The sequence below is a fragment of the Nocardia sp. 852002-20019_SCH5090214 genome (assembly GCF_001665865.1).
Taxonomy (GTDB): domain Bacteria; phylum Actinomycetota; class Actinomycetes; order Mycobacteriales; family Mycobacteriaceae; genus Nocardia; species Nocardia nova.
On record NZ_LZMK01000303.1, the window covers coordinates 64911 to 86793 of the forward strand.

General features: G+C 65.7%; 21 protein-coding genes. 8 read left to right on the forward strand and 13 right to left on the reverse strand.

Annotated elements, in window-relative coordinates; genetic code table 11:
- Positions 1-164: 164 nt before the first annotated feature.
- From A5780_RS24305 to A5780_RS24315, 3 genes are all read right to left on the reverse strand, one after another.
- On the reverse strand, positions 165-1445 hold the full coding sequence (locus tag A5780_RS24305; protein WP_227995525.1) for an MFS transporter: 1281 nt from the start codon (positions 1443-1445) through the stop codon (positions 165-167).
- Positions 1442-2563, reverse strand: a complete 1122-nt coding sequence (locus tag A5780_RS24310; protein ID WP_062965786.1) for a PLP-dependent cysteine synthase family protein — start codon at positions 2561-2563, stop codon at positions 1442-1444. The genes A5780_RS24305 and A5780_RS24310 overlap by 4 nt, the downstream gene beginning before the upstream one ends.
- Before the next feature lie 101 nt (positions 2564-2664).
- A complete protein-coding gene (locus tag A5780_RS24315; protein WP_156769644.1) occupies positions 2665-3087 on the reverse strand; it encodes a hypothetical protein in 423 nt (140 codons plus the stop codon).
- A gap of 807 nt (positions 3088-3894) precedes the next feature.
- Between A5780_RS24315 and A5780_RS24325 the strand changes: the two genes are divergently transcribed.
- Together A5780_RS24325 and A5780_RS24330 are read left to right on the forward strand one after the other, a co-directional pair.
- Positions 3895-4257 carry a BlaI/MecI/CopY family transcriptional regulator gene (locus A5780_RS24325; RefSeq protein ID WP_082976690.1) on the forward strand — a complete coding sequence of 121 codons (363 nt, stop codon included), beginning with the start codon at positions 3895-3897 and terminating at the stop codon, positions 4255-4257.
- 68 nt (positions 4258-4325) lie between these two features.
- A complete protein-coding gene (locus A5780_RS24330) occupies positions 4326-5177 on the forward strand; it encodes a M56 family metallopeptidase (protein ID WP_156769645.1) in 852 nt (283 codons plus the stop codon).
- A 25-nt stretch (positions 5178-5202) separates the two neighbouring features.
- Here A5780_RS24330 and A5780_RS24335 read toward each other — a convergent pair whose 3' ends face one another.
- The 8 genes from A5780_RS24335 to A5780_RS24380 form a co-directional block, all read right to left on the reverse strand.
- Positions 5203-6624 (reverse strand): NADH-quinone oxidoreductase subunit N, encoded by a 1422-nt coding sequence (locus A5780_RS24335; RefSeq protein WP_197521852.1) that lies wholly within the window; start codon positions 6622-6624, stop codon positions 5203-5205.
- Positions 6625-6643: 19 nt separating this feature from the next.
- On the reverse strand, positions 6644-8137 hold the full coding sequence (locus A5780_RS24340) for a NuoM family protein (protein ID WP_062965790.1): 1494 nt from the start codon (positions 8135-8137) through the stop codon (positions 6644-6646).
- A gap of 55 nt (positions 8138-8192) precedes the next feature.
- Entirely contained in the window at positions 8193-9920 is a 1728-nt protein-coding gene (locus A5780_RS24345) for an NADH-quinone oxidoreductase subunit L (protein WP_369689786.1), read from the reverse strand.
- 131 nt (positions 9921-10051) lie between these two features.
- Positions 10052-10354, reverse strand: a complete 303-nt coding sequence (gene nuoK / locus A5780_RS24350) for an NADH-quinone oxidoreductase subunit NuoK (protein WP_062965792.1) — start codon at positions 10352-10354, stop codon at positions 10052-10054.
- Complete coding sequence (locus tag A5780_RS24355; RefSeq protein ID WP_062965793.1) at positions 10351-10914, reverse strand: NADH-quinone oxidoreductase subunit J; 564 nt, start codon at positions 10912-10914, stop codon at positions 10351-10353. The genes nuoK and A5780_RS24355 overlap by 4 nt, the downstream gene beginning before the upstream one ends.
- 15 nt (positions 10915-10929) lie before the next feature.
- The gene (locus A5780_RS24360; protein ID WP_062965794.1) at positions 10930-11850 is read right to left on the reverse strand and encodes an NADH-quinone oxidoreductase subunit H; all 921 of its coding nucleotides are present in this window, start codon (positions 11848-11850) and stop codon (positions 10930-10932) included.
- Positions 11843-13645, reverse strand: coding sequence for a hypothetical protein (locus tag A5780_RS40225; protein ID WP_156769646.1), 1803 nt, complete (start codon positions 13643-13645; stop codon positions 11843-11845). Before A5780_RS40225 ends, A5780_RS24360 begins: the two co-directional genes overlap by 8 nt.
- Positions 13636-14025, reverse strand: coding sequence for an NADH-quinone oxidoreductase subunit A (locus tag A5780_RS24380; protein ID WP_231983071.1), 390 nt, complete (start codon positions 14023-14025; stop codon positions 13636-13638). The genes A5780_RS40225 and A5780_RS24380 overlap by 10 nt, the downstream gene beginning before the upstream one ends.
- Positions 14026-14232: 207 nt before the next feature.
- On the opposite strand from A5780_RS24380, the gene A5780_RS24385 reads away from it, so the two are divergent.
- The gene (locus tag A5780_RS24385) at positions 14233-15456 is read left to right on the forward strand and encodes an Ig-like domain-containing protein (protein WP_062965798.1); all 1224 of its coding nucleotides are present in this window, start codon (positions 14233-14235) and stop codon (positions 15454-15456) included.
- 20 nt (positions 15457-15476) lie between these two features.
- Here A5780_RS24385 and A5780_RS24390 read toward each other — a convergent pair whose 3' ends face one another.
- A complete protein-coding gene (locus A5780_RS24390; protein ID WP_062965799.1) occupies positions 15477-15923 on the reverse strand; it encodes a hypothetical protein in 447 nt (148 codons plus the stop codon).
- A gap of 213 nt (positions 15924-16136) precedes the next feature.
- Between A5780_RS24390 and A5780_RS24395 the strand changes: the two genes are divergently transcribed.
- The 3 genes from A5780_RS24395 to A5780_RS24405 all read left to right on the forward strand — a co-directional run bounded on the left by A5780_RS24395 (position 16137) and on the right by A5780_RS24405 (position 18783).
- Positions 16137-16391 (forward strand): hypothetical protein, encoded by a 255-nt coding sequence (locus A5780_RS24395; RefSeq protein ID WP_062965800.1) that lies wholly within the window; start codon positions 16137-16139, stop codon positions 16389-16391.
- 679 nt (positions 16392-17070) lie between these two features.
- Positions 17071-17952 carry a PIG-L deacetylase family protein gene (locus A5780_RS24400; protein ID WP_167355035.1) on the forward strand — a complete coding sequence of 294 codons (882 nt, stop codon included), beginning with the start codon at positions 17071-17073 and terminating at the stop codon, positions 17950-17952.
- Between the two features lie 171 nt (positions 17953-18123).
- On the forward strand, positions 18124-18783 hold the full coding sequence (locus tag A5780_RS24405) for a DUF305 domain-containing protein (protein WP_082976691.1): 660 nt from the start codon (positions 18124-18126) through the stop codon (positions 18781-18783).
- 80 nt (positions 18784-18863) lie between these two features.
- Here A5780_RS24405 and A5780_RS24410 read toward each other — a convergent pair whose 3' ends face one another.
- Positions 18864-20180: a hypothetical protein gene (locus A5780_RS24410; RefSeq protein WP_062966024.1), complete on the reverse strand. Its 1317-nt coding sequence runs from the start codon at positions 20178-20180 to the stop codon at positions 18864-18866.
- 472 nt (positions 20181-20652) lie between these two features.
- Between A5780_RS24410 and A5780_RS40230 the strand changes: the two genes are divergently transcribed.
- Positions 20653-21087, forward strand: coding sequence for a hypothetical protein (locus tag A5780_RS40230; protein WP_156769647.1), 435 nt, complete (start codon positions 20653-20655; stop codon positions 21085-21087).
- A 194-nt stretch (positions 21088-21281) separates the two neighbouring features.
- Positions 21282-21883, forward strand: a 602-nt coding sequence (locus A5780_RS24420) for an NAD(P)-dependent oxidoreductase (RefSeq protein ID WP_304528426.1), incomplete at its 3' end; no start/stop codon positions are given.

The window sequence follows — 21883 nt, forward strand, 5'->3', positions numbered from 1 at the left end:
CGCCGGCGCCACTACTGACGGCGCCCCGTGCTGCGGGCAGTGCAGCACAAGCTTTCGACGCAACGGTCGATCCCGGCCTCGCACGAATGCACGTCGAGCTCAGCCCGGTTTCGCCCGCCGCAGCGCCACAATCTGCGGCGCTGCGTTCCTCCTGGAGTGGGCGCTCAGGCGGACTCGGCCCCCTGCGCCACCGGCTGCGGCTGCGACTGGTCTCGCGCCGTCTGTTTCTGCGCGGATTTGTCCAGTCGTGCCAGCGCGAACGCCGACACCGCCCCGATGGCGATAAGTCCGACCCATACGGCCCAATCCATGCCGGCCGCGCGCGCCGCGCCGACTACGACACCGGTGGCGAGGTTGCCGACGAGAATGCCCACCCCGACCACGGTGTTGTAGAAGCCGTAATGCGTGGCGACGAGTTTGCCGCCCGACAGCGAGACGACGGTGTCCATTTCGAACGGGAACACCGCGGCCGTGCCGATCGCGAGAACGGCGGCCGAAAGCAGGAGCACCACAACGGCTGTCACGGTGCCGAAGTGCTGCGGGCCTGGCACGAGCACCAGTGGCACGAAGGCGATCGCGAGGATGCTCAGTCCGACGACCAGGCTGCGCCCGGTCCCCCAGCGGGCGCGGAACCAGGCGGTGATCCGCAATTGCCCGGCCACCGCGACGACACCAGACACCACGAACAACGCCGATGTCACGGTCTCGGCCCGAGGCTTATCGATGTATTCGGCCTGCAGTGGCAGTGCCAGATACATCTGGAACGACAGCACATACGAGCCGATCATGGCGACCGCGAACGCGAGGAACCGGCGGTTCGCGACCACGGTTCGCCAGTCGTCGAGCACCGAGGTGCGTTCGGCAGGTGCGCTCGCCTGGCGGGTCGGCAGCGCGAATAGTTGGGCAATCGTCAGCACCGCGAACACCGCGGCGGCCACGCCCGCGGCCATCCGGAAATCCAACGCCATCAACGCGAGCCCGACGAGCGGGCCGGCCAGGATTCCCGCCTGGTAGAAGATGTTGAACACCGCGAACGCTTCGAGGCGACGTTCACCCGTATCGGCCGCCAGATAGGCGCGCACGGCAGGGTTGAACAGTGCGCCGGCGAAACCCGTTGCGGCCGAGGCGATCAGCAACAGTGGGAGCGAGGTGGCGAACATCAGCATGCCGAAGCCGACTGTGCGCAGTAGACATCCGGCCACGATCAGTGGCTTGTAGCCGAGTCGGTCGGCCAGGGTGCCTCCGACCAGGAACATCCCCTGCTGGGAGAAGTTCCGCACACCCAGGACGAGCCCGACTGCCCAGGCCGCCAGACCGAGCGGTCCGGCGAGGTAGCCGGCCAGGTACGGCATCAGCATGTAGAAGCCGAGGTTGATGCCGAACTGGTTGATCATCAGCAGACGCGCGGCCATATCGAAGCTGCGGAACTGTTTGATCACGGTCACGACGCCGACTCCAGGTCGATGCCCAACGTGCGGGGGTCGATGACGGTGGTGCAGCGGGTCCACGAGGTGACCACCCGCTCGGTCGGATGAGCCACCACTTCCGGTTCGATCGGCGGATCGGCGTCGAACAACCCGTTCTCCTCGCAATAGGCGTCGTTGTAGACGGTGTCGAAATAGCGGTGCGGGCCATCGGGGAACACGGCCGCAATCCGGGTCCCGGCGTTGTGGACTCGGGCCGCCCAACCGGCGACCAGCCCCACCGCCCCGACACTCCACCCGCCGCTGGCGTGGTGGGTGGCGGCCAGGGTACGACATGCCCACACCGCCTCCGAGGGCGCCACCCAGTGGATCTCGTCGAACGCGTCGTAGTCGACGTTGCGGGGATGAATGCTCGAACCCAGGCCGCGCATCAGGCGGGGCCCGGCGGGTTGCCCGAAGATCGTCGAGGACACCGTATCCACGCCGATCAGCTTCAGCCGGGGATTGAACTTGCGCAGAACCCGCGCGACGCCCGCCGAATGTCCGCCGGTGCCGACGGCGCACACCAGCACATCGATGCGGTCCAATTGCTGGACGAGCTCGAGTGCGAGGGATTCGTAACCATCGACGTTGTCGGGGTTGCTGTATTGGTCCGGGCACCACGCGTCGGGCTCAGCAGCCATCAGTTCGGCGACACGGTCGCGCCGGGCCTGCTGCCAACCACCGGTCGGGTGCGCCTCGGTGACCAGGTCCACCCGGGCACCGTAGGCGGAGAGCAGCCGCACGACCATCGGCTCCATCCCCGGATCGGTCACCACGGTCACCGGATGACCGTGCACCATCCCTGCCAGGGCCAACCCCAAACCCAAGGTGCCACTCGATGATTCGATGATCCGCGCACCCGGGACGAGGTCACCGCGTTGTTCGGCACGACGCACCATGTGCAGAGCCGGTCGATCCTTCATCCCTCCCGGATTGGCGCCTTCCAGCTTGGCCCAGAATCCTCGGCCGGCCGGAGCCAGTGGCTCACCGACCCACAACACCGGGGTATTTCCGACCAGACCTCGCGGCATGACCGCCGGTGTCGGCGCCTCGGTTGTCGAGACATCTTCCGGTGCCTCGAGCACAATTTTGTCCATGACTGTCGCTTTCGGTATCGGTCCGCCCGAATGGGCGGTGCAGCGTGAGCGGGCAGCGGACACCGGCCGATGACAGTGGCCATCGACCTGTCGCTAGCCGATCAGCGGCGATCGATACACAAACGAGTCAGAATTCCGCGCCCGGTCAGGGCAGTCGGGGTAGGCAGCGGCGGGCCACGCACCGCCAGCGCAATCGAACCCGCCACCGAGATCGCCGCCAACGCGACCATCGCGAGGAACAACACCAGGCCCAAGAGCATCGTCTTCTGCGGATTCGCCGGCAGCGCCGACTTCAGAACGCAGTGAGCCGCATGCGAGCAGCAATCGTCTCCGGGCACGTGAAGGCCGAGGTCGAGATGCCCCACCGCACTCGCGGCCGATACCACGTCGCCCGAGGTCATCGTCGGGTGCACATGAGTGTCGCCACCGGGTCGCACGCAGTCGAAATGCAAGGCCACGAGCACAAGGAGGGCGACGAGCGCCAGCGCGGGGACGCCAAAGCGGAGGCGACTGATCAGGCTCACTGCGGAGCCACCGAGATCGATCCGGCATCCGCGTGCGTGAATGGCGAGAATCGGACGGTCAAGCGCGGCGACATGGAGGCAGTTCCGTTAGGCAACAGCGCGCGATAGTTCGGACCGCAGCTCATGAGCCGAACCTCCCTACGTCGAAATGCGTTGCATCGGAATATCTTTCGGGTGATGCCATCGCGACACACGATACGCGATCGACATCCGCTGGCAACAATCTACTATCTCCGTACGGACTTAGTTGATCGTACGTGAGGAAGACCACGAATACCGAGGATGACACCCCGCCATCCGCCGAACGGTCGTCGCCCACCCTACCGGAGGGTACCCCGGGGGGGTTAATTGACATTGGGTATTTCCGGATTTATCGGACACGAAATAGGGCGGTAACCCCGGGGTTCACCGCCGGCGCCCCAGTGGCCACAAGACCGATTCCGGAGGCTCACGCCACGGCCACTCGCCACCTAGCGACGCCCCGCCGGGTCGCAGATCGATAGGGTCATTACGCCTACCCACCGAACTGACCAGCACGCACCCGAACCTGGACAGCAACGGTCGGAGCGATCTTGCGGGCAACGTCGTCGACCTGCTACTACTATCTATGTACGTATTACATAGAAAGCTCGTGCTGGTTCGATCGCGGCACGGGACGCCGATGCCTGACGGCGTTCGCGGTCGGCGGGACGGACGCTGATCCTCATCCAGCCCCGTCTCGCCGCCGCACCCACGACCGATCGATCGGAGAACGATTTCCCTACCGACCTGGTGGCCTAGGCTCGAACCAGGCAGGAGGGACGACAAGTGCAGCAACTCGGCGATCTGGAAGCGGCCGTCATGGACGTGATCTGGCGTACCGACGAACCGGTCCGCGTGCGGGAGGTACTGGCCGGGCTCGGAGACGAGCGGCCGCTGGCGTACACGACGGTGATGACGGTGATGGACAACTTGCACCGCAAGGGCTGGCTACAGCGCGAGCGCAGGGGCAGGGCCTACTGGTACGTGCCCACCCGCACTCGCGCCGAGGCCGCCGCCGATGAGCTACGCGCAGTCCTCGACGCAGCCGATGATCCCGACGGGGTGTTGTTGCAGTTCATGCGGGGGGTCTCCGAAGCGGAATCGAAAGCGTTGCGGCGAGGCCTGCGCGCGCGGGGCCGACGCGGGTGATCACCGGGGTGGTCGGATTGGCGGGCGCGGTAGTCATTGCGTTCGGCGCTCCCCCGGCGCTTCGGGTCATGCTGCGGCGGACGGATCCGCGGCTCGTTCTCATGGCGTGGGCGTCACTGCTCAGCGCGAGCGCGGCGCTGCTGATGGCACCGCTGTTCATTAGCCTGGCACCGCGTCACGGCGGTCCTGCCGCACTGATGTCCTGGGCGCACCGCTGCTTGCCCGGAGCGCATGACGCCGTCCCCGCCCGGCTCGTAGCCGCGATCGGGATCGTCGGTGTCGCCGTGTCGGTCACGGCCGCAATTCGATTCGCGCTGCGCTGGCGAGCGGTGTCTCGGCAACGAAGTATTGCGCTCGACAAACACCGGAATCTGTCTCGCATCCTGCACGGAACCGTCGATCTCCCTGTGCTGTGGCTACCGTCGCCCGCACCGTTCGCCTACAGTTTGGCCGGTCGACCGGCGATGATCGTCGCCGGTCAAGGCTTGACGGCGCGGCTGGATCCGGCCGCGGTGGGCGCCGTGCTGGCGCATGAGCACGCGCATGTGCGTGGCCGCCATCACCTGCTGGTCACGGTCGCCGAGGCTGTCGCCTACGCCGTGCCCTGGCTGCCGGTCGCGCGGTGTTCACCGGAACTGGTCCGTGCACTGGTCGAGCTCGACGCCGATGGACACGCGGCCGAAATGTTCGGATCCGCTGCTGTCCATCGCGCATTGACCCGCCTGGGCGATGTCCCGGCTCCCACATCCGTGCTGGCGATTGCCGAGGATTGTGTCGAATTGCGGCTCGCCCGCCTCGCCGAGGCGGGCGCCCGCAACCGAATTCACCCGCGCAGAGCGGCGGCTGCCGCCCTTGCAGCGCCCGCCCTGCCGGTCCTGCTGCTCGTGGCCACCTTCGTGGTGACGTCATGCGGCGAATAGCTGCTCGACTGTTCTGACCTGCCGGTCACGGTACTGCGAGCGGTCCGGTCATCGCATCCATGATGGGGCCGGCGAGGATTCCCACCGCTATCGATGCGGTCGCTGCCGCGTATGCCACCCACGTGTTGATCGGTTCCGGTGCGGTGCCCTGCCTGGCTCCGCTCAGGGTCGGCACGATCCAGCGCAGATAGTAGAAGACGCTCGCGACGGCGTTGGCGACCGCGACGACCACGAGCCACCCGTATCCGGCGTCGAATGCGGCGGTGAATACGCTCAACTTCCCGACGAAGACGCCGGTGGGCGGGGTGCCGATCAACCCGAGCAGACAGACGATCAACGCCACGATCACACTGGGATGCCGCCGCAACTTTCCGGTGTAGTCGTCGATCGTGCGCAGGGCGGGCATCGCGCATACCACGGCGAAAGCGCCGAGATTGGTTACCGCGTAGGCCGCCAGATAGATCAGTACGGCAGGTAGTGCGAGGTCGCTGCGGTCCAGTGCGACGACGCCGACGAGCAGGTAGCCGATCTGGCTGATCGTCGAATAGCCGAGCAGCCGCCGCACATCGGTTTGGAAGAAGGCCGCAAAGTTTCCGAGAACCATTGTGGCCGTGGCGATTATCGCGACCAGCAGGCGCCAGTTCAGTCCGCTCGGTTCCAGCACCATGGCAGCGAGGCGGTAGATCGCCACGACCGCGCCGAGTTTGGGCACGGTGGTGACCAGCGCCGCGACCGGTGCCCGGGTGCCCGCGACGACATCGGGGATCCAGAAATGTGCCGGCACCGCTCCCGCCTTGAACAACAGGCCACCGAGCACCGCGACCGCACCCACCACGAGCGCAGCCTGCGGCGCCCCGTGCGCACTAGACCCCAACGCCGGATACGCGGTGGCACCGCCCGCGCCGTAAACGATCGCCGCGCCGAACACCATGGTCGTCCCGAACAGCGCTCCCAACAGGTAATACTTCAGCGCCGCTTCGGTTCCCAGCCCGTCCTTGCCGAACCCGACGAGTGCGTAGAGGGGGACGCTCGCCAGCAGATAGGCCACGATCAATACCAGCAAGTCTTCGGCACCCGCGAGCAGGATCGCCCCGAGACCACTCAGGACGAGCAAGACGACGAACTCGGATTCTCTTGCCGCCCTGCGCGTTTCCGGCGCAGACATGGCCAGCAGCACCAGCAGCGAACTGGCTACGACCAACCGCACGGTATTGGTGGCCGCGTCGATGCCGTAGCTGCCGTCGAACACGGTGCGCGCCGGATCGCTCCACACCGGTACCGTGGTCGCGACGACGCCCACCGCACCCGCCGCGGCGATTACGCGCACGACCCATTGTCGTCGGCGCGGCAGGAACGAGCCGAGCAGCAAACCGGCGACCGCGGCGATGGCCAATGTCGCCTCCGGCGCCAGCGCGAGCAGATCCCGGACCATCATGTCCTCGGACATGGGCCCCATCTCTCCCATCTCAGCGCACCACCAACCGGCCGAGGGATGTCGCGGCCGGTTCGATGACATCGAGCAGGAAACGCGGCACGATGCCGATCACCAGCGACGCGCCCATCAAGGGAATGATCGACACCGCTTCTGGCGCAGTAAAATCGGCGAAGGGCTCGTCCCGCGATTCGCCGAGCGCCAGGCGTTGATAGGCCCGCAGCAGCAAGGCAGCGGTGATCAGAATTCCGAGGAACGCCAGCGCGGTGTACACCGGTGCGGGACCGAAGGATCCGGTGAAGATCTGGAATTCGGCGATGAACCCGGAGAAGCCGGGCAGTCCGAGCGAGGCGAACATGGCCGCGGCCATTGTGGCCGCGAATATCGGTGCCTGCCCGGCCAATCCGCCGTAGGCGTCGAGATCGTAGGTGTGGCGGCGCTCGTAGAGCACTCCGGCCAGCAGGAACAGGGCGCCGGTGATCAGGCCGTGGCTGACCATCTGGGTGACCGCACCGGTCACCGCGAGGGTGCGCGCTTGCTCACTGTTGTGCGCGATCAGTCCGGCCGCACCGACCGCCAGCACGATATAGCCCATGTGGTTGACCGAAGTGTAGGCGATCATGCGCTTGAAGTTGTTCTGCGCCAACGCGACCAGCGCACCGTAGAGCACGCTAATCACCCCGATGATCACGATCACCAGCGCATACCGTCGCCACGCATCGGGCAGCATCGGCATCGCAATCCGCACGAAGCCGTAAGTGCCCAATTTCAGCAGCACACCCGCCAGAATCGCCGAACCGGCCGCCGGTGCCTCGGTGTGCGCGGGCGGCAGCCAGGTATGGAACGGCACGGTCGGCGTCTTGACCGCCAAACCCACCACGATTGCCACCAGCGCGACCGTTCCGCGAGCAACGTTGCCGGCCAAAGGATTCGCCGCGGTCAACTCGACAATATCGAAGGTGTGCGGGTCCGCTGCCAGATACAGCACGATGAAGCCGACGAGCAGTGCCAGCGAGCCGATGAATGTGTACAGGAAAAACTGCAGTGCCGCCCGGCGCGCCTGCGTGTGTCCCCATCCGTTGATCACGAAGTACATCCCGACGATCGACAGATCGAAGAAAACGAAGAACAACACCAGATCCAGCGAGACGAAAACGCCCAGACAGACCGATTCCAGGAACAGGAACAACGCCGCGTACCACCGGACCCGCCGTGTTTCGCGCAGTGAATAGATCGCGCACGCCAGAAACAGCACCGTGGTCAACGCCAGCAACGGCAGGCTGAGCCCGTCGACGCCGACGTGATATCCGGCCCGCAGACTCGGAATCCAATCCACCCGTGCCTCGTCCGCGAACCCGCCGGCCGCGGGCGGATTGCGCCGATACCGCAGCCAGAGCGCGACGACCAGCGCCACTTCCACCGCGCTGCCGCCGATCCACAGCCACAGGGCGCCGCGGTCACCGATCCGCGGCAGGGCGACAACGGCGACCGCGACCAGCAGCGGCAGGAAGACTAGAACGCTGAGCACGCTCACCTCACCTTTCGGGGTCGCGCATTTGTCGCGACTGTGTGGATACCGGTGCTCACAGCACCACCATCAAGATCGCGGCCAGCACGACCAATCCGACCACGGCCTGGGCGTAATATTGATGAACCAGGCCGGTTTCCGGCCGCCGGGCCCATCGGCCCAGATCCCGTGCACCACTGGCGATCCCGTGAACAGCCCGCTCGACCGTCGACTCGACGCGGCGATCGAGCATTCGCGCGGTCGCTGTCGTCGCGGTGGCGCAGGCGTGCACGGCCTGGGCCAGCACGCGGTCGTCGAACCGGGCCAGTCCCCGCGCCACCGCGAATACGGGCGAGATAACGAACCGTTGTAGACCTCGCTCCAACCCGAGCCAATCCGCCAGAAAGGCAGGCGCAGGCAAATCGCCACGCCGCCGAAGCAGCAATGCCACGGCAGCGACCATCAGGACCGAAATCCCGCCGGACACCGACAGTTCCCATACCGGGATGACAGGTGAGCCCTCTGGTGCGACCACTGCGGCGAAACGATCACGCACTGCCGGCACCATCGCGCTCCCTCCGGCCAGCGCTGCCGCCGCCAGCACGACCAGCGCCAGCCGTTGTGTTATCCGCACTCGCCTGGTACCTGGTTCCTCCCTATCCCAGCGACTTTCGGTATCGCCGGCGCGAGACGACCACACCAGCACCAGCGCTCGCCCGGCATACACCGCGCCGAGCACCGCTGCGACGTACCCGACGAGATAGAGCGCGGTCGACGACTCTCGGGCCGCCGCGAGAACCGCATCCTTGGACGGCCACAGTGCAAACGGGGGCACTCCCGCCAAGCTGAGTGCGCCGGCGGTAAAGCACAGTCCCACAACGGGATAGGTTCGTGCCGAACCACGCAGACCGGTGAGATCCTTGGTGCCCAATGCGGTCAGCCACGCGCCCGCGCAGAGGAACAGCAGACTCTTCGTCACCGCATGCGCCACCAGATGCCCGGACCCGGCCGCCACTCCCCCGGCACCCGCTGCGAGCACCATCAACCCGACCTGCGCACAGGTCGACGCGGCCAGCAGCTGTTTGAGGTCGCGCTGACAGACCGCCACCGCACCGAGTGCCACGGCGGTGAGCGCACCCACCCACGCGACCACCGGACCTGCCCAGTCGGTCGCGGCCAGCAGCGGATGCAGACGCAATAACAGATACGCGCCGGCCGCGACCATCGTGGCCGAATGCAGCAGCGCCGAAACAGGACTGGGACCGGCCATCGCACGCGACAACCAGAAGCTGAACGGCAACTGCGCCGACTTCCCCAGGGCCGCAAGCACAATCCCAGCAGTGGCCGCATCACGCCATCCGGCGGGTAGGGCAGGCATAGAACCGAGTTGGAGCGCGCCCGCCCCACCGGCCAAGGTGGCACCGGCGGCCAGATACATGCCGAGATCTCCGGTGCGGGTGGTTAGAAAGGCCACGAGGCCAGAGGAGGCCCGATAGTTGTCCTGCCAATGGAATCCGATCAGCGCATACGATGCCGCGCCCATCAGTTCCCACGCCATCAGCAGGGCGGGCAGGGTTTGCGCGGTCACGGTGGTCAGCATTGCGGCGGCGAACAGCAGCATCAGCCCGAAGAACCGCGCCCGCGGTTCGTCGGGCGCCAAATCTCCTGCGACGAACAGCAATACGGCAGTCACGATCGCGGCGACGGTCACGATCATCACCGCGGACAGGCCGTCCACCGCCAGATCGAAGGAAATGCCCGACAGCATCGGGAGCGAACTACTCGGGCGCGCAATGGCATTCACGACGGCGAGCGTCGTCGCGGCGACAGCCGTCAGGACACCTGCCCCCGCAGCCCATCGATCCGCACGTCGCCCGCACACGGCAAGTGCCGCTCCCACCAGCGCCGGTAACGCGATCATCGACCACAGCACGGTCAGCCCTTCAGGTCCGCGGCCGCGTCGACCATATCGACATCACGAGCCCGGAAGATCGCGGTGGTCACGGCGAATCCGGCCGCCATCTCCACCGCCATCGCGGTCACCGCCACCACCACGAGGACCTGTGCGTCCGCCGAGGGCCACACGAAATACCAGAACGCCACCGCCGCCACGATGACCGCGTTGATCATCAGCTCGAGCCCCATCATGACCATCACGATCGACTGCTGCGACAGCACACCGAACAGGCCGACACTGAACAACGCCGCGGCGAGAACGAGGTATTCGGGCAGATTCATCGGCCGACACCCCCCTCGACGGGGTCATCCGGTGTTCGTCGACTCAGGTCGTCGCCGTAACGGTCGTAGCGGCCACGGTGGGTCGCCAGCACGACTGTCGCGACGATGGTGGCGAACAGCACCAGCCCGACGATGATCATCACCAGCATCTTCGGCCCCATGAGGGCTTCACCGAGGGCCCGCGTGGGATCGGCCGACCGGGCGGCAGTGCGCTCGGGCCAATCCACGAAAAAGGCGATACCGGCCAGGGCGGCGAACACCGCCGCCGAGATGCCAAGAGCGGCTTTCTGGTTGTGCACCATCGTCATCGGCATCAGACCGGCCGGATTCATCATGTACATCACCATGAAGACCACCATGATGACCATCTCCATGATCATCATCAGCGCGACCAGCACTCCGAGATAGTCGAGGTCGACGAGGAATACGGTGCCCGCGACGAACAGGAACGACACCAGCAGCGCGAACGTCGCGCGGGCCATCGAATCGACCCGGAACACCGCGATCCCGGAGGCCACGGCGCCCGCCGCGCATATCCAGAACAGCACCTGCTGCCACATTGCCGCACCTCCCTTTCAGCGGATGACCACGATCGAAACCACCAGCGCCTGCAGCAATGTGAGCGGCAACAGGGCCACCCAGGCGACTTCCATGTAGCGCGACATCCGGACCGTCGGCCACCGGTGTCCCAGCCACATCAGCACACCCAGCACCGCCACGGTCTTGATCGACACCCACAGCCACGACGGAAGCAACGGACCCGACCCACCGCCGAGAAACAACGGCACCGCCATCGCCGCGGCAGCCACGAACAACACCCGGCGTCCGGCAACCAGCAGCAGCCGATCGATCCCGGACAACTCAGCCAGCACACCGCCGGAAATATCACGCCCGGTCGCAGCATCGAACGGCCTGCTGAACGACATCGCCGGAACCGACAGCAGATACACGATGAAAGCGACCGGCATGATGACGACGAACCAACGGTCCTGTTGTGCGGCAACAATATCGGTGACCCGCAGCGATCCGGCTCCGATCGCGGCGCACGTCAACGCGAACATATGCGGCAACTCATACGCCAGCCCCTGCGCCACGAAGCGATAGCCCCCGACGAGCGAGAACGCCGAGTTCGCGCCCCAGCCGGCCAGCCACACCGCGGCCCAGGCCACGACCTCCAGCGTGTTGAACCACACCAGCGACACCGAATTGTCCAGCACCACAACATCACCCAGCGGAACCAAGGCCGCCGCAGCCATCCCGGCGATCAGCAGGACGAGGCCGGAGCTGCGCCACAGCAGAGTGTCGGCGCCCACGATGCGCCGACGCTGCTGCACAATCAGCAGCGCGGTCGAGCGCAGCGGGCCCAGGGCTGCGTCGACAGGTGCTCCGGCGGCCCTCGCCCGCCACGCGGCATCCACCATCGCGAAGCCTGTCGCTACCACGGCGACGATCACCGGTAGCAACACCGCCAACCACGAAGGGGCCGACTCAACCATGCACTGCTCCCGTCGAATTCGACGACCAGGCCAGCAACTCCACATCCGGGGCGAGGCTTGCGACGATCAGGCGCGCTTCCGCCAGTTCCGCACCACGCAGCAGATCCGGCAAGCTGTCGACGATCCATCGCGCACACGCGACACGCTCCGCCACGTATTCGCCTGGCTTCAAAGCAGTTTCGCCGTCCGAATCGGCGTCCACGATGTCGTGAATCCACCGCAGCAGCCGAGAATGAGCGTCGCCGGCGATTTCGGTGGGAACCTCCGGCCCCTCGGCGATATGCCCGACCCGACGCAGCGACCACCGAAGCATCGACGATACCGTAACCTGCCGCGCCCAGCGATTCAGCCGGGCCGGAAAATCTTCTGGTGCATCCTCGATCAGCAGCTCGTCACGAAGTCGACAGGCGACAGTGGCTTTATCGTCCCAGCCGGCCACCGCCAGCAGCGCGGCCGCAGCATCCAAACGCCGTGCTGCCGAGTATCTTTCACCATCACCCACGGTCACTGGCTCACCTGCAGATGCGCGCAGCCACGGACGAACCCAAAACGGGTCGGCATGGGCGGGCGGATCGAGCAGCGACACGACCACCTCATCGATGACGTCGCCCTGCATCGTCGTGGTGAGCGCCAATCCGGCCGGCCAGAACACCGAAACCGGCCCCAGTGGCAGCGTCAGCACATCCAGCATCAGCCCGTCACGGTCGGGCGCACGATCGGCCATCACGAGCCCGCCGGGTAGTTCCATCCCCATGTCGTGTCCGTGATGTCCGTGCCCACCGTGACCCCCGTGCCCACCGTTATCCCCGTGCGCACTGTGGTGGTCGTGTCCGCCGTGATGCTCGTGCCCATCGCAGTGCTCGTTGTCACTTCCCCCGTGCTCCATTCCCATATGGCTTGCCGACTCACCACCATGACTCATGCGATCGGCATGGTCAGGGCCGTGGGCATTGTGATGAGGTGCACCGCTCGCGTCCGGATCCTCGTGGCCGGCATCTCCATGGGCAGCCGGGCGCGGCCCGTGATCAGCGCCGGAGTGGCCGTGCACGCGGCCTTCTCCTGCCTGGCCCATGTCGCGATCATGCGATCGGTTGTCGTGCGGGTTGCCGCCAGGATTTACCCAATCGTCATCGCTACTCGCGGCTGCTGAGTCATCCCGCGGCGCTTCAGCTTCGGCGTCCATGGACGACGGTGCAGTATGGTGGTGCTGCTCGGTATGCTGGGAGTGGGTCTCATCACCCAGGCCGGGCACATCAGGTGGCATTCCGTGTTCGTGTGCCATGTGCTCGTGATGGCCAGAGTCGCCGTCATGGCCGGAAGCAGAACTGGTGCCGTAGTAGTGCCCGCCCGCCTCATCCGAATCCTCATGGCCGGCAGGGTGGCGCGCGGACTCGTGATCGCCATGGGCTGGGCTCGCCCCACCGCCGGCGCCCCCGTGTCCGTGGTGGCTCGAAACGTGGAGTTCGGCATCGGCGTTCGCTTGTCCTGAGTCGGTCGACCGCATTCGGCGCACCGCAGCCGTCAGTTTCGCCTCGACGTCATCGCCTTCTGCGATGTCTACCCGCGCGTGCGGTTCGGGCACGGTGGCCATCAGTCGCAGGAGGTAAGCCTCGAAATCCGCTGCGGCCGTTCCCGCGACGATCACCAGGTTGGCCGCCGCGGGGTTTTGCGCTGCGCGCCAGCCGTTCTCGCGGACGACCCGCTCGACGGCGAGCCGAGCTCCGGTCCCGCCCGGCACCGTCACGATCAGCGGCACAATCGCCGCCCGCTTCCGCAGCCACGCACTCAGACCCATCGCAGCGCACCCTCTCGCCACGCGTAGAGGACTCCGATCATGAGCACGGCAAGGAATCCGAACATCTCGATCACCGCGGTGGCGCCGATGTCGGCGACGACGACAGCCCACGGATACATAAATGCCATCTCCATGTCGAAAGCCAGGAAGACCATCGTGATCGCATACCAGCGAACGTGATAGCGCGAGACCGCGTGCTCGACGGGGGCCGCTCCGGAGAGGAACGGCTTGATCTCGGTCGCGATCGGCACGGTCCGGCACACGCGTGCCGCGGCGTGGATAACCGCGATCGAAGCACCCATGACACCCAGCAACACCAGCAGATTCACCACGACGACCACCTCCTCCCTTGCCTCGCGGCGACGATGCTGTCTCGCCACGTCTTTCGGTGGCACAACGCACCATCGGACCATATACGGCTACCCGGTAGTGGTAAATACCAGAGAACCCGCCGCTTGATGACCAGCAAAGCTACCTCTCGGCAATCCAAATTCCGGTCCACTACCCGCCCCGTAAACTACTATGTTGGATAGTAAGAAAGGGTTGCGCCGCGCCGTCGCCCAGCAGCGAGAAGTCGAGGAGTGCCCATGTCCGGTCCGCGTTATCGGCTATTTGCCGCCGCAGCCCTCGCCCTGGTCTCCGCCCTCACTATTTCGGCATGTTCGTCCTCCTCCCAGTCGAGCGGCGGCGGATCGGCGGCCACACCCGCACCCGCAGCCATTTCGATCACCCCCGGCCAGGGCACCCGAGACGTCGATCCCTCGGCTCGGGTCCAGGTGAGCACGAGCGACGGGGTGCTGTCGTCGGTGACCATGACGAACGAGCAGGGCAAGGCCATCGACGGGATCATGACGCCGGACAAGACCGAATGGAAACCGGCCGTTCCGCTCGGCTACGGACGGACCTACACCGTGCGCGCGGAAGGGATCAGTGTCGCCGGACCCACGGGACCGGTCACATCGTCGTTCTCTACGCTCACCCCGCGCAATCAGACGACGGTGTACCTCACCACGACCGGCGGCCAGCCTCTGGCCGACGGCGGGACCTACGGCGTCGGCACCGTGATCGTCGCACACTTCGACGAGGACATTCCCGACCGCGCGGCCGCGGAGAAGCGGCTGACTGTCACCACAGATCCGGCCGTCGACGGCGCCTGGTACTGGGTCGACAACCGCAACGCGCACTGGCGTCCGCGCGAGTACTACCGGCCCGGCACCAAGGTGACCGTCTCGGCGAGGATCTACGGCGCGGAGCTGGGCCAGGGCCTGTTCGGGCAGGAAGACAGCTCCACGACGTTCACCATCGGCCCGTCGCACGTCTCCATCGCCGACGACAACACCAAGCAGGTGCAGGTGTTCGAGAACGGGCAACTGGTGCGCACCATGCCCACCTCCATGGGCATGGGGGGCAGTGAGGTCATCGCCGGCAAGACGATCACGTTCTGGACCCAGCCCGGGGTCTACACCGTGATGGGCAAGGCCAACCCCGTCATCATGGACTCCTCCACCTACGGACTGCCGGTGAATTCGCGACTAGGCTACAAGGAAGCCATCAACTGGGCCACTCAGATCAGCACCGATGGCATCTACCTGCACCAACTCGACTCCACCGTGTGGGCGCAAGGCAATACCGACACCTCACACGGCTGCCTGAATCTGAATCTCGACAACGCGCAGTGGTTCTACAACTTCTCCATACCCGGCGATGTCGTCGAAATCCGCAATACGGGCGGCGCACCCCTCGAGGTCTGGCAGAACGGCGACTGGAGCGTGCCGTGGGATCAGTGGCAACAGGGCAGCGCGCTGCGCTGAAGACTAAGCCCGGCGGCGTCTCACCGCGTCGCAGCCGCCGGAACTCCACACGATCGCTCCCCGCGCAGGCGCCGCACCAACGCCCAGCCGAGCAAGGCCAGCGACCCTACCGCGAGTATCGGCTGCACCGGCGCCCACAACGTCAACGCTCCACTGACGCCGATAATGGCGACCACGAGCTTGTTACATACCGGGCACCCCACGGCAAACGCGGACAACAGATTCGCCCACGCCCCTGCCGTGGGAGCCTTGGCCGACAGCGGACTGCGCACGTACGTCGCCATGATCAGGCCACTGAGGATCGCCGTCGCGAGCCACACCGGGTAGTTCCACCACAGCACCGGCGTCATCCGGGTATAGAACGGCGTCGATATCACCCCGGTCGGAACGCCCACGACCACGGCCGCGAGTACCGCAACCCCGAGCGCTACTACCCAGCGCCGCAACTTCCACTGAGAGATCGTCACAGATCAGCACCCCTTCTCGGACGCTTGCCGAATGTCCTCAGCAAATTACTAACTCGAATAGTAGTTCAGGGCTTGGCGGCCATCGACAAGCCATGTACCTTCTACGTACGTAGGTAGATAGTAGATAGACCGCCCCGCTCGTGGATCGTGTTACGCCACAACACTTGCGCGGCCCGCAACCTGCCGTTCCCGGCAGAAAGGATCGATCCGACCATGACGAAGCGTTCCGCCAACCGCCGCCGTCTCGCCACCGTGCTCGCACTCGCCACCGCGGCCCCGCTGGGCGCCGCCGTACTTTTCGCGGGCACCGCCTCGGCCGCCCCTGCTGCGGGTCCGGGTTCGGCACTGCAAGACATCAAGGGCCACCGCCACGGGCATGGGCATGGACACGGCCATGGCCACGGTCACGGCCGGAATGGACAGGGCTGGAACGGCTTCCGGCTGCCCGGTAGCGGCAGCGCTCTGTAGTTCGCGAAGCAGCCCGACGGTTCGGCCGCGTGGACACGGCCGAGCCGTCAGCCCAAAGCTCAGGCCGTAGTTCCGCAGCTACTCCACCCGCTGAAAGGCAGCGCAATGAATACCGGCGTCTCACAAGAACCTTCGAAGATCCGCCCGAAGCGATCGATCCTCAGACTCGGCGTAGCGGTAGCTGCATCGGCCCTCGCCGTGTCGGTCCCGATGGCGCCCGCACTCGCCGCCCCTGACGCCACACCGCAAGCCGAGCGTGCGAGCTATCCCCTGTCGATGCCGCCGACCCCGTACATCCCACCAGCCCCGCACGCACCGGCTCCGCCGCACCGCGCCATCCCGGGCCCTGGCCGACCGAGTTTTCCGAACTACGACCGGCACCCCAACACGCCCGCGCCCCATCGGAGTCTGCCTCCGACGGGTAGTGCGTGGTGACCCCGGCGTAGGGCCAGGACTGTGGCACATTCGAGCTGCGAACTCGCGCGCCATTCAAGAACACAGGTAGCGAATAGCTACTATGTTGGGCCGTAGATAGCTTGACTAGAGGCCGTAGTCGCACCGACCGACAGTGCACTGTCAGGGGCGCAATGCGACCATGCTCGGCGCACCCGCGCTCGGCAGGCACGGCGCTGCGCTTCAACGGCGTCGCCAGGTATCGCGAGAGATTGGAGCGCAAATCATGAGCGGGGGCTTGGTGGTCGTATCGCCACATTTCGATGATGCGGCGCTCTCGGTCGGCGCGCTCATCGCCCGGTCGGCCGCAGCAGGCGATCCTGTTCGGGTGCTGACGGTCTACACGGAACCACCGTCGCGCGCGGAATTGCCCGGCAGGAGCCGGCTCTTCGGCGACTACGCGACCCGGCAGGCCGAAGACGACCGTGCAATGATCCTCCTCGGCGCGGCGTCGCGTCGGCTTGGTTTGCGCGAGCGACTGTTTCGTCAGCCGCCGTTGAAACGAAGCACCGATCTTTTCCGGACCTCCGGTCGACTTTTGGAGTCGGCCGAACTTTTGACTATCGAGCGATGCATAGTCGAGTTGCTCGAGGACCCCGGTATTCGGATTCTGGCTCCGCTGGGCATCGGCAACCACTACGACCATGTAGAAGTTGCGACCGCGGCGATTCGCGTCGCGGCTGTGCACGCCCCAACGAACCGCATCGAGTTCTACGAAGATTTTCCGGCACTGTCGGAGTTGTGGCGGCGCCGCCATCCGGTCGCGCGCACGTTACCACAGCTGTTGAGGTCAGCCCCCTTATGGGCCAGCCCGGCAGCCGGGATCGTCATGGAAGCGATGTCGGTGCTGTCACGGGGACCCACGTCCCCGGATCTTGCGGGACAGAGCCCGCGCGATGGTGCGCACTGGTCGGCCCGGATCGCTCCAGTAGATGGCTACGAGAAGGTGAAGCTGCGTGCGATTGCCCAGTACCGCACCCAGTTACAAGCATCGGGCGCTGACGAGCATCCGATGGCCAAGCTGATCCGCCGCGCACACCACTGCCGCGGCGGAGAAATCCTGTGGCGGCTCGATCTCGCCCGGACTCCCCCGACGATGCTCCCCTGAAATTGAGCGGACGGTGATGGTCGTCTCGGCGCCTGACGGCTATCTGTCTGGGCGAGTGAATCTACCGTTGACGGGTATCACACGCACGAGCGAAGCGGTGACGCGCCGGAAGTATCGATACGGGCGAGACCGCACCAACATGAGATCCCCAAATCGAGCAAGGAGATCCGGATGCATGCACGATCGCTAGTGTTTCGATGGACGGTGGCCGGACTTGCCGCGGCGAGTGTGGTGGTAGTCGCCGGCTGTAGTGACCGCAGCGGCACCGGCTCCACCACAACAGCCACAACGATGCCGACTACCAGCATGAGCGGCATGGCCCAGTCTTCGTCTCGGCAGGCACCGACTCGTACCGATTTCAACGACGCCGACGTCACCTTCTTGCAGGAAATGTATCCCCATCACGCACAGGCTGTGCAGATGGCCGACCTGGCTCCGGCACGGACGCAGAACCAGCAGATACTCCAACTGGCGACCGAGATCAAGAACGCCCAGCAGCCCGAGATGACTCAGATCCGCTCGCTGCTGCAGCAATTCGGTAAACCGGGCCCGTCGGCCGATACCGGCGGCATGCAGGACATGCCGGGCATGCCGAACATGCCCGGGATGATGTCCACCCAGCAAATGCAGGACCTGCAATCGAAGTCCGGCAGCGACTTCGACCGCACGTTTCTGTCGATGATGATCGAGCATCACACCGGCGCCATCAATATGGCCAAGACTGAGCAGGCCCAGGGCGTCAATCCCGACGCACGCAAACTCGCCGATTCAGTCGTCACCAGCCAGCAGGCAGAAATCGACCGAATGAAGGCCATGTTGGGACAGCGCTGAGCAAGGGTTGGACCGACCGCCTCATGGACTCTTTCTCCTGATCAGCTGCCTGACCCCGGCAACGCCATTTCAGCGGAGATTCAACTCAGGTCTCGGGCCAGTTCCTCGATGGGCCGCATCCCTGTGCCGAACCGCATGATCGCCTCGCGGTGCGCACGAAGTTCGCCATAGGGCAGGTACCGCACTTTCAGGTCGGCAACGCGACTGAAGGCGGGGCGCCTGATCTGCGCTCGAACCTCCTGTTCGCGCGAATCCGGCGCGACGAGGAACAATCCCCGCGCGGCAGCGGGTTCCCCACTGAGCGCGAGATCGAGCATCCGGACGATCCCGGAGTAGATCGAGGTCGTGTGCTCCACCTCGAACGCGGCGGCGACGCTTCCGCGACTGTCGAACCACAGCACATCGATCAATCCGATCGCATCCGCTGCCGGACTCGACGCCAGGGCAACCGGCAGCGCGGCCAGACACCCGTCCCCCAGGCGACCGCCGTCATATTCGCGACCGCGGTCGTTGCTTGCCATCCAGACATCGAATCCGAGGGCACGGCCGAGATCGCGTAGCCAACCCTGAACCTCGGTATGCGACACATCGTCACGCATCGCCCGATCCCGGGCCTTGTCGACAGCGGCGTCCGACCGCACCAGTACCAGATCCGCCTCCCACGCAGCACGGGCATTCGCATCCACACCGGCGCGAGGCGGCGCCACATACCGCCCTTGCCCGAGGTCGAACAACAGTCCGGCGACCGCGCCGAGGTCGTTGGACAACAAATTCCGGTGGGTGGCATTGAGCGCCAACATCCCCTCCCGCATGGCCAGATACTGGTCCCATTTGCCGAGCTTGACCCGTGCGCCGACGAGGGCGTTGTAGCCGTTGACGATCGCGGTATTGAACGGCGCTGCCACTGTGGGATGCAGGAAGTACAGCAGATTCGCGGCGGCGGGCCCGAGCCCTTTGATGTTCTGTCCGGCCAACACCCGGATAGCGGCCAGCACCTGGGCCTCGGTGGTGCAACAGCGGCAGGTTTCCAGCATCCGGGCGAAAGCCAGCTGGTTGTCACGGTTTTCGTAGATATCGGGGATGCGGAGCTTCGGTTTCCACAGAAAGGCATGATCGGCGCCCTTGAACATCTGCCGCTGTTCGGCGATGGACCCGACGACCGTCTCGAGCGACGATCCCTTGTAGGCGACCCCGAACGTGTCGGCCTCGATCTCGCGAACCACCTCCTCGATACCGCGCCGGATGGAACGAAAATTCTTCAGCCTCTCTTCCCAGAGGAACCAGGTGCGATACGTCCCGCCAGGGTCGTCGCGCCACCGCCGAATCAGCGCGGCAACCGCATCGTGGTCGAGATCGAGAACTTTGGACGCCGAAGGCGCCGACGGAGTAAGAGCCACGACATCACATCGCCATCTGCCGGGCATTTGTTAGATGGATGTCGGACAGATCGGGAAGACCACTACCAACGCTGTCCCTCAACGGGTTTCAGCCACTGAGAAATCCCGTGGCTTCGTTCCCCAGATGCCGGCTCATCAAGCTCCCGTAGTGCCCGCGCCGACGCCGGACCAGCAACGTGACGTCCGGTACCAGTGCGGCTGTGCGAGCCGCAATGTCCGACGACAGGAATGGATCTCGTTCGCCTTCAATCAGTAGCAGAGGTGATCCGATGTCCTGCAACCGATTCCGGCAATCGAACGCGACCGGCGCCTCGGCCGTGACGATCCCGTCGGCCAGGCCCTCGCCACGATCGTCCAAGTCCCGTGCCCACATCACGGCGCGCGTGAGGGGAACCGGTGACCGCTGCGCGGTAATCAGCACAATCTACGTAGACAAATAGTAGTTTCGCGGCGCGATGGTTATAGTCGTGGTGTGATCGCCGCCGGGATTCGCGCATGGACTGTTCGAGCAGTCTTTGCCGTTCTCGTTACCCTCGGCTTGCTCGGCTTGGGATCGAGCCATTGCCAGCTGATCAATGCCGCCCGAACCGAATCGACACACACGGATTCGGTTTCTGCGGTCAATGTTCCGGGCAACCGGATTACGGCTTCGCCGGTCAAGATCGGCTACGCCCATGCTACGCATGAACATTCCGACGGCGATAACAAGTTTGCGCCCGGACACTCGACGGTCAAGTCGGTAGCGCCCCGCCCGGAAAGCGCGACCGCCGCGTTGCCCGTGTCGAGCATCACGCCCGCCGATATCGCGCCGCCTCGAACTGCCAGCATGCGCGCTCCACCACGCACCGAGTCGACCAGCTCCCAGGGCCGCGCAATTCTCACTCGATTCTGTATCTCCCGACGCTGACTGACGGGTCAGCGCCAGACCGAGAATCTCGGTCGGTGGCTGCTGCCCTCATCCGTCCCGCTGCCGTGCCCGGCTGCGGCTCACAGAATCGAACCCACATGAATAGGCCTTCCCTCGGCAACCCCCAGCACGTCACCTCCACCATCGGTCGCCCGCAACGCCAGTTTTCCCGAGACTCTCAGGAGTGCCCCACAGTGAGCCAAAATGGCCGTCCTGTTGTTCTGATCGCCGACAAGCTCGCCCAGTCGACCGTCGATGCGCTCGGTGACGGTGTCGAGGTTCGCTGGGTCGACGGCCCCAATCGACCCGAGCTGCTGGCCGCCGTGCCCGAGGCCGACGCGCTGCTGGTCCGTTCGGCCACCACCGTCGACGCCGAGGTGCTCGAGGCCGGTAAGAACCTCAAGATCGTCGCCCGCGCCGGCGTCGGCCTCGACAATGTCGACGTGCCCGCGGCCACCGAGCGCGGTGTCATGGTCGTCAACGCGCCGACCTCCAACATCCACACCGCGGCCGAGCATGCCGTCACCCTGCTGCTGGCCGCCGCCCGCCAGATCCCGGCCGCCGACGCCACCCTGCGCGAGCACACGTGGCAGCGCAGCAAGTTCAATGGTGTCGAGATCTTCGGCAAGACCGTCGGCGTCATCGGCCTGGGCCGTATCGGCCAGCTGTTCGCGCAGCGCCTCGCCGCCTTCGAGACCAAGGTCATCGCCTACGACCCGTACACCTCCCCGGCCCGCGCCGCCCAGCTGGGCATCGAGCTGCTGAGCCTGGACGAGGTGCTCGAGCGCGCCGACTT

Excerpts from the sequence above, each read along its gene's own strand:
- A5780_RS24310 (WP_062965786.1), bottom strand. The coding sequence starts at position 2,563 with ATGGACAAAATTGTGCTCGAGGCACCGGAAGATGTCTCGACAACCGAG.
- A5780_RS24330 (WP_156769645.1), top strand. The coding sequence starts at position 4,326 with ATGCTGCGGCGGACGGATCCGCGGCTCGTTCTCATGGCGTGGGCGTCA.
- A5780_RS24335 (WP_197521852.1), bottom strand. The coding sequence starts at position 6,624 with ATGTCCGAGGACATGATGGTCCGGGATCTGCTCGCGCTGGCGCCGGAG.
- nuoK (WP_062965792.1), bottom strand. The coding sequence starts at position 10,354 with ATGAATCTGCCCGAATACCTCGTTCTCGCCGCGGCGTTGTTCAGTGTC.
- A5780_RS24355 (WP_062965793.1), bottom strand. The coding sequence starts at position 10,914 with ATGTGGCAGCAGGTGCTGTTCTGGATATGCGCGGCGGGCGCCGTGGCC.
- A5780_RS24360 (WP_062965794.1), bottom strand. The coding sequence starts at position 11,850 with ATGGTTGAGTCGGCCCCTTCGTGGTTGGCGGTGTTGCTACCGGTGATC.
- A5780_RS40225 (WP_156769646.1), bottom strand. The coding sequence starts at position 13,645 with ATGGGTCTGAGTGCGTGGCTGCGGAAGCGGGCGGCGATTGTGCCGCTG.
- A5780_RS24385 (WP_062965798.1), top strand. The coding sequence starts at position 14,233 with ATGTCCGGTCCGCGTTATCGGCTATTTGCCGCCGCAGCCCTCGCCCTG.
- A5780_RS24395 (WP_062965800.1), top strand. The coding sequence starts at position 16,137 with ATGACGAAGCGTTCCGCCAACCGCCGCCGTCTCGCCACCGTGCTCGCA.
- A5780_RS24400 (WP_167355035.1), top strand. The coding sequence starts at position 17,071 with ATGAGCGGGGGCTTGGTGGTCGTATCGCCACATTTCGATGATGCGGCG.
- A5780_RS24405 (WP_082976691.1), top strand. The coding sequence starts at position 18,124 with ATGCATGCACGATCGCTAGTGTTTCGATGGACGGTGGCCGGACTTGCC.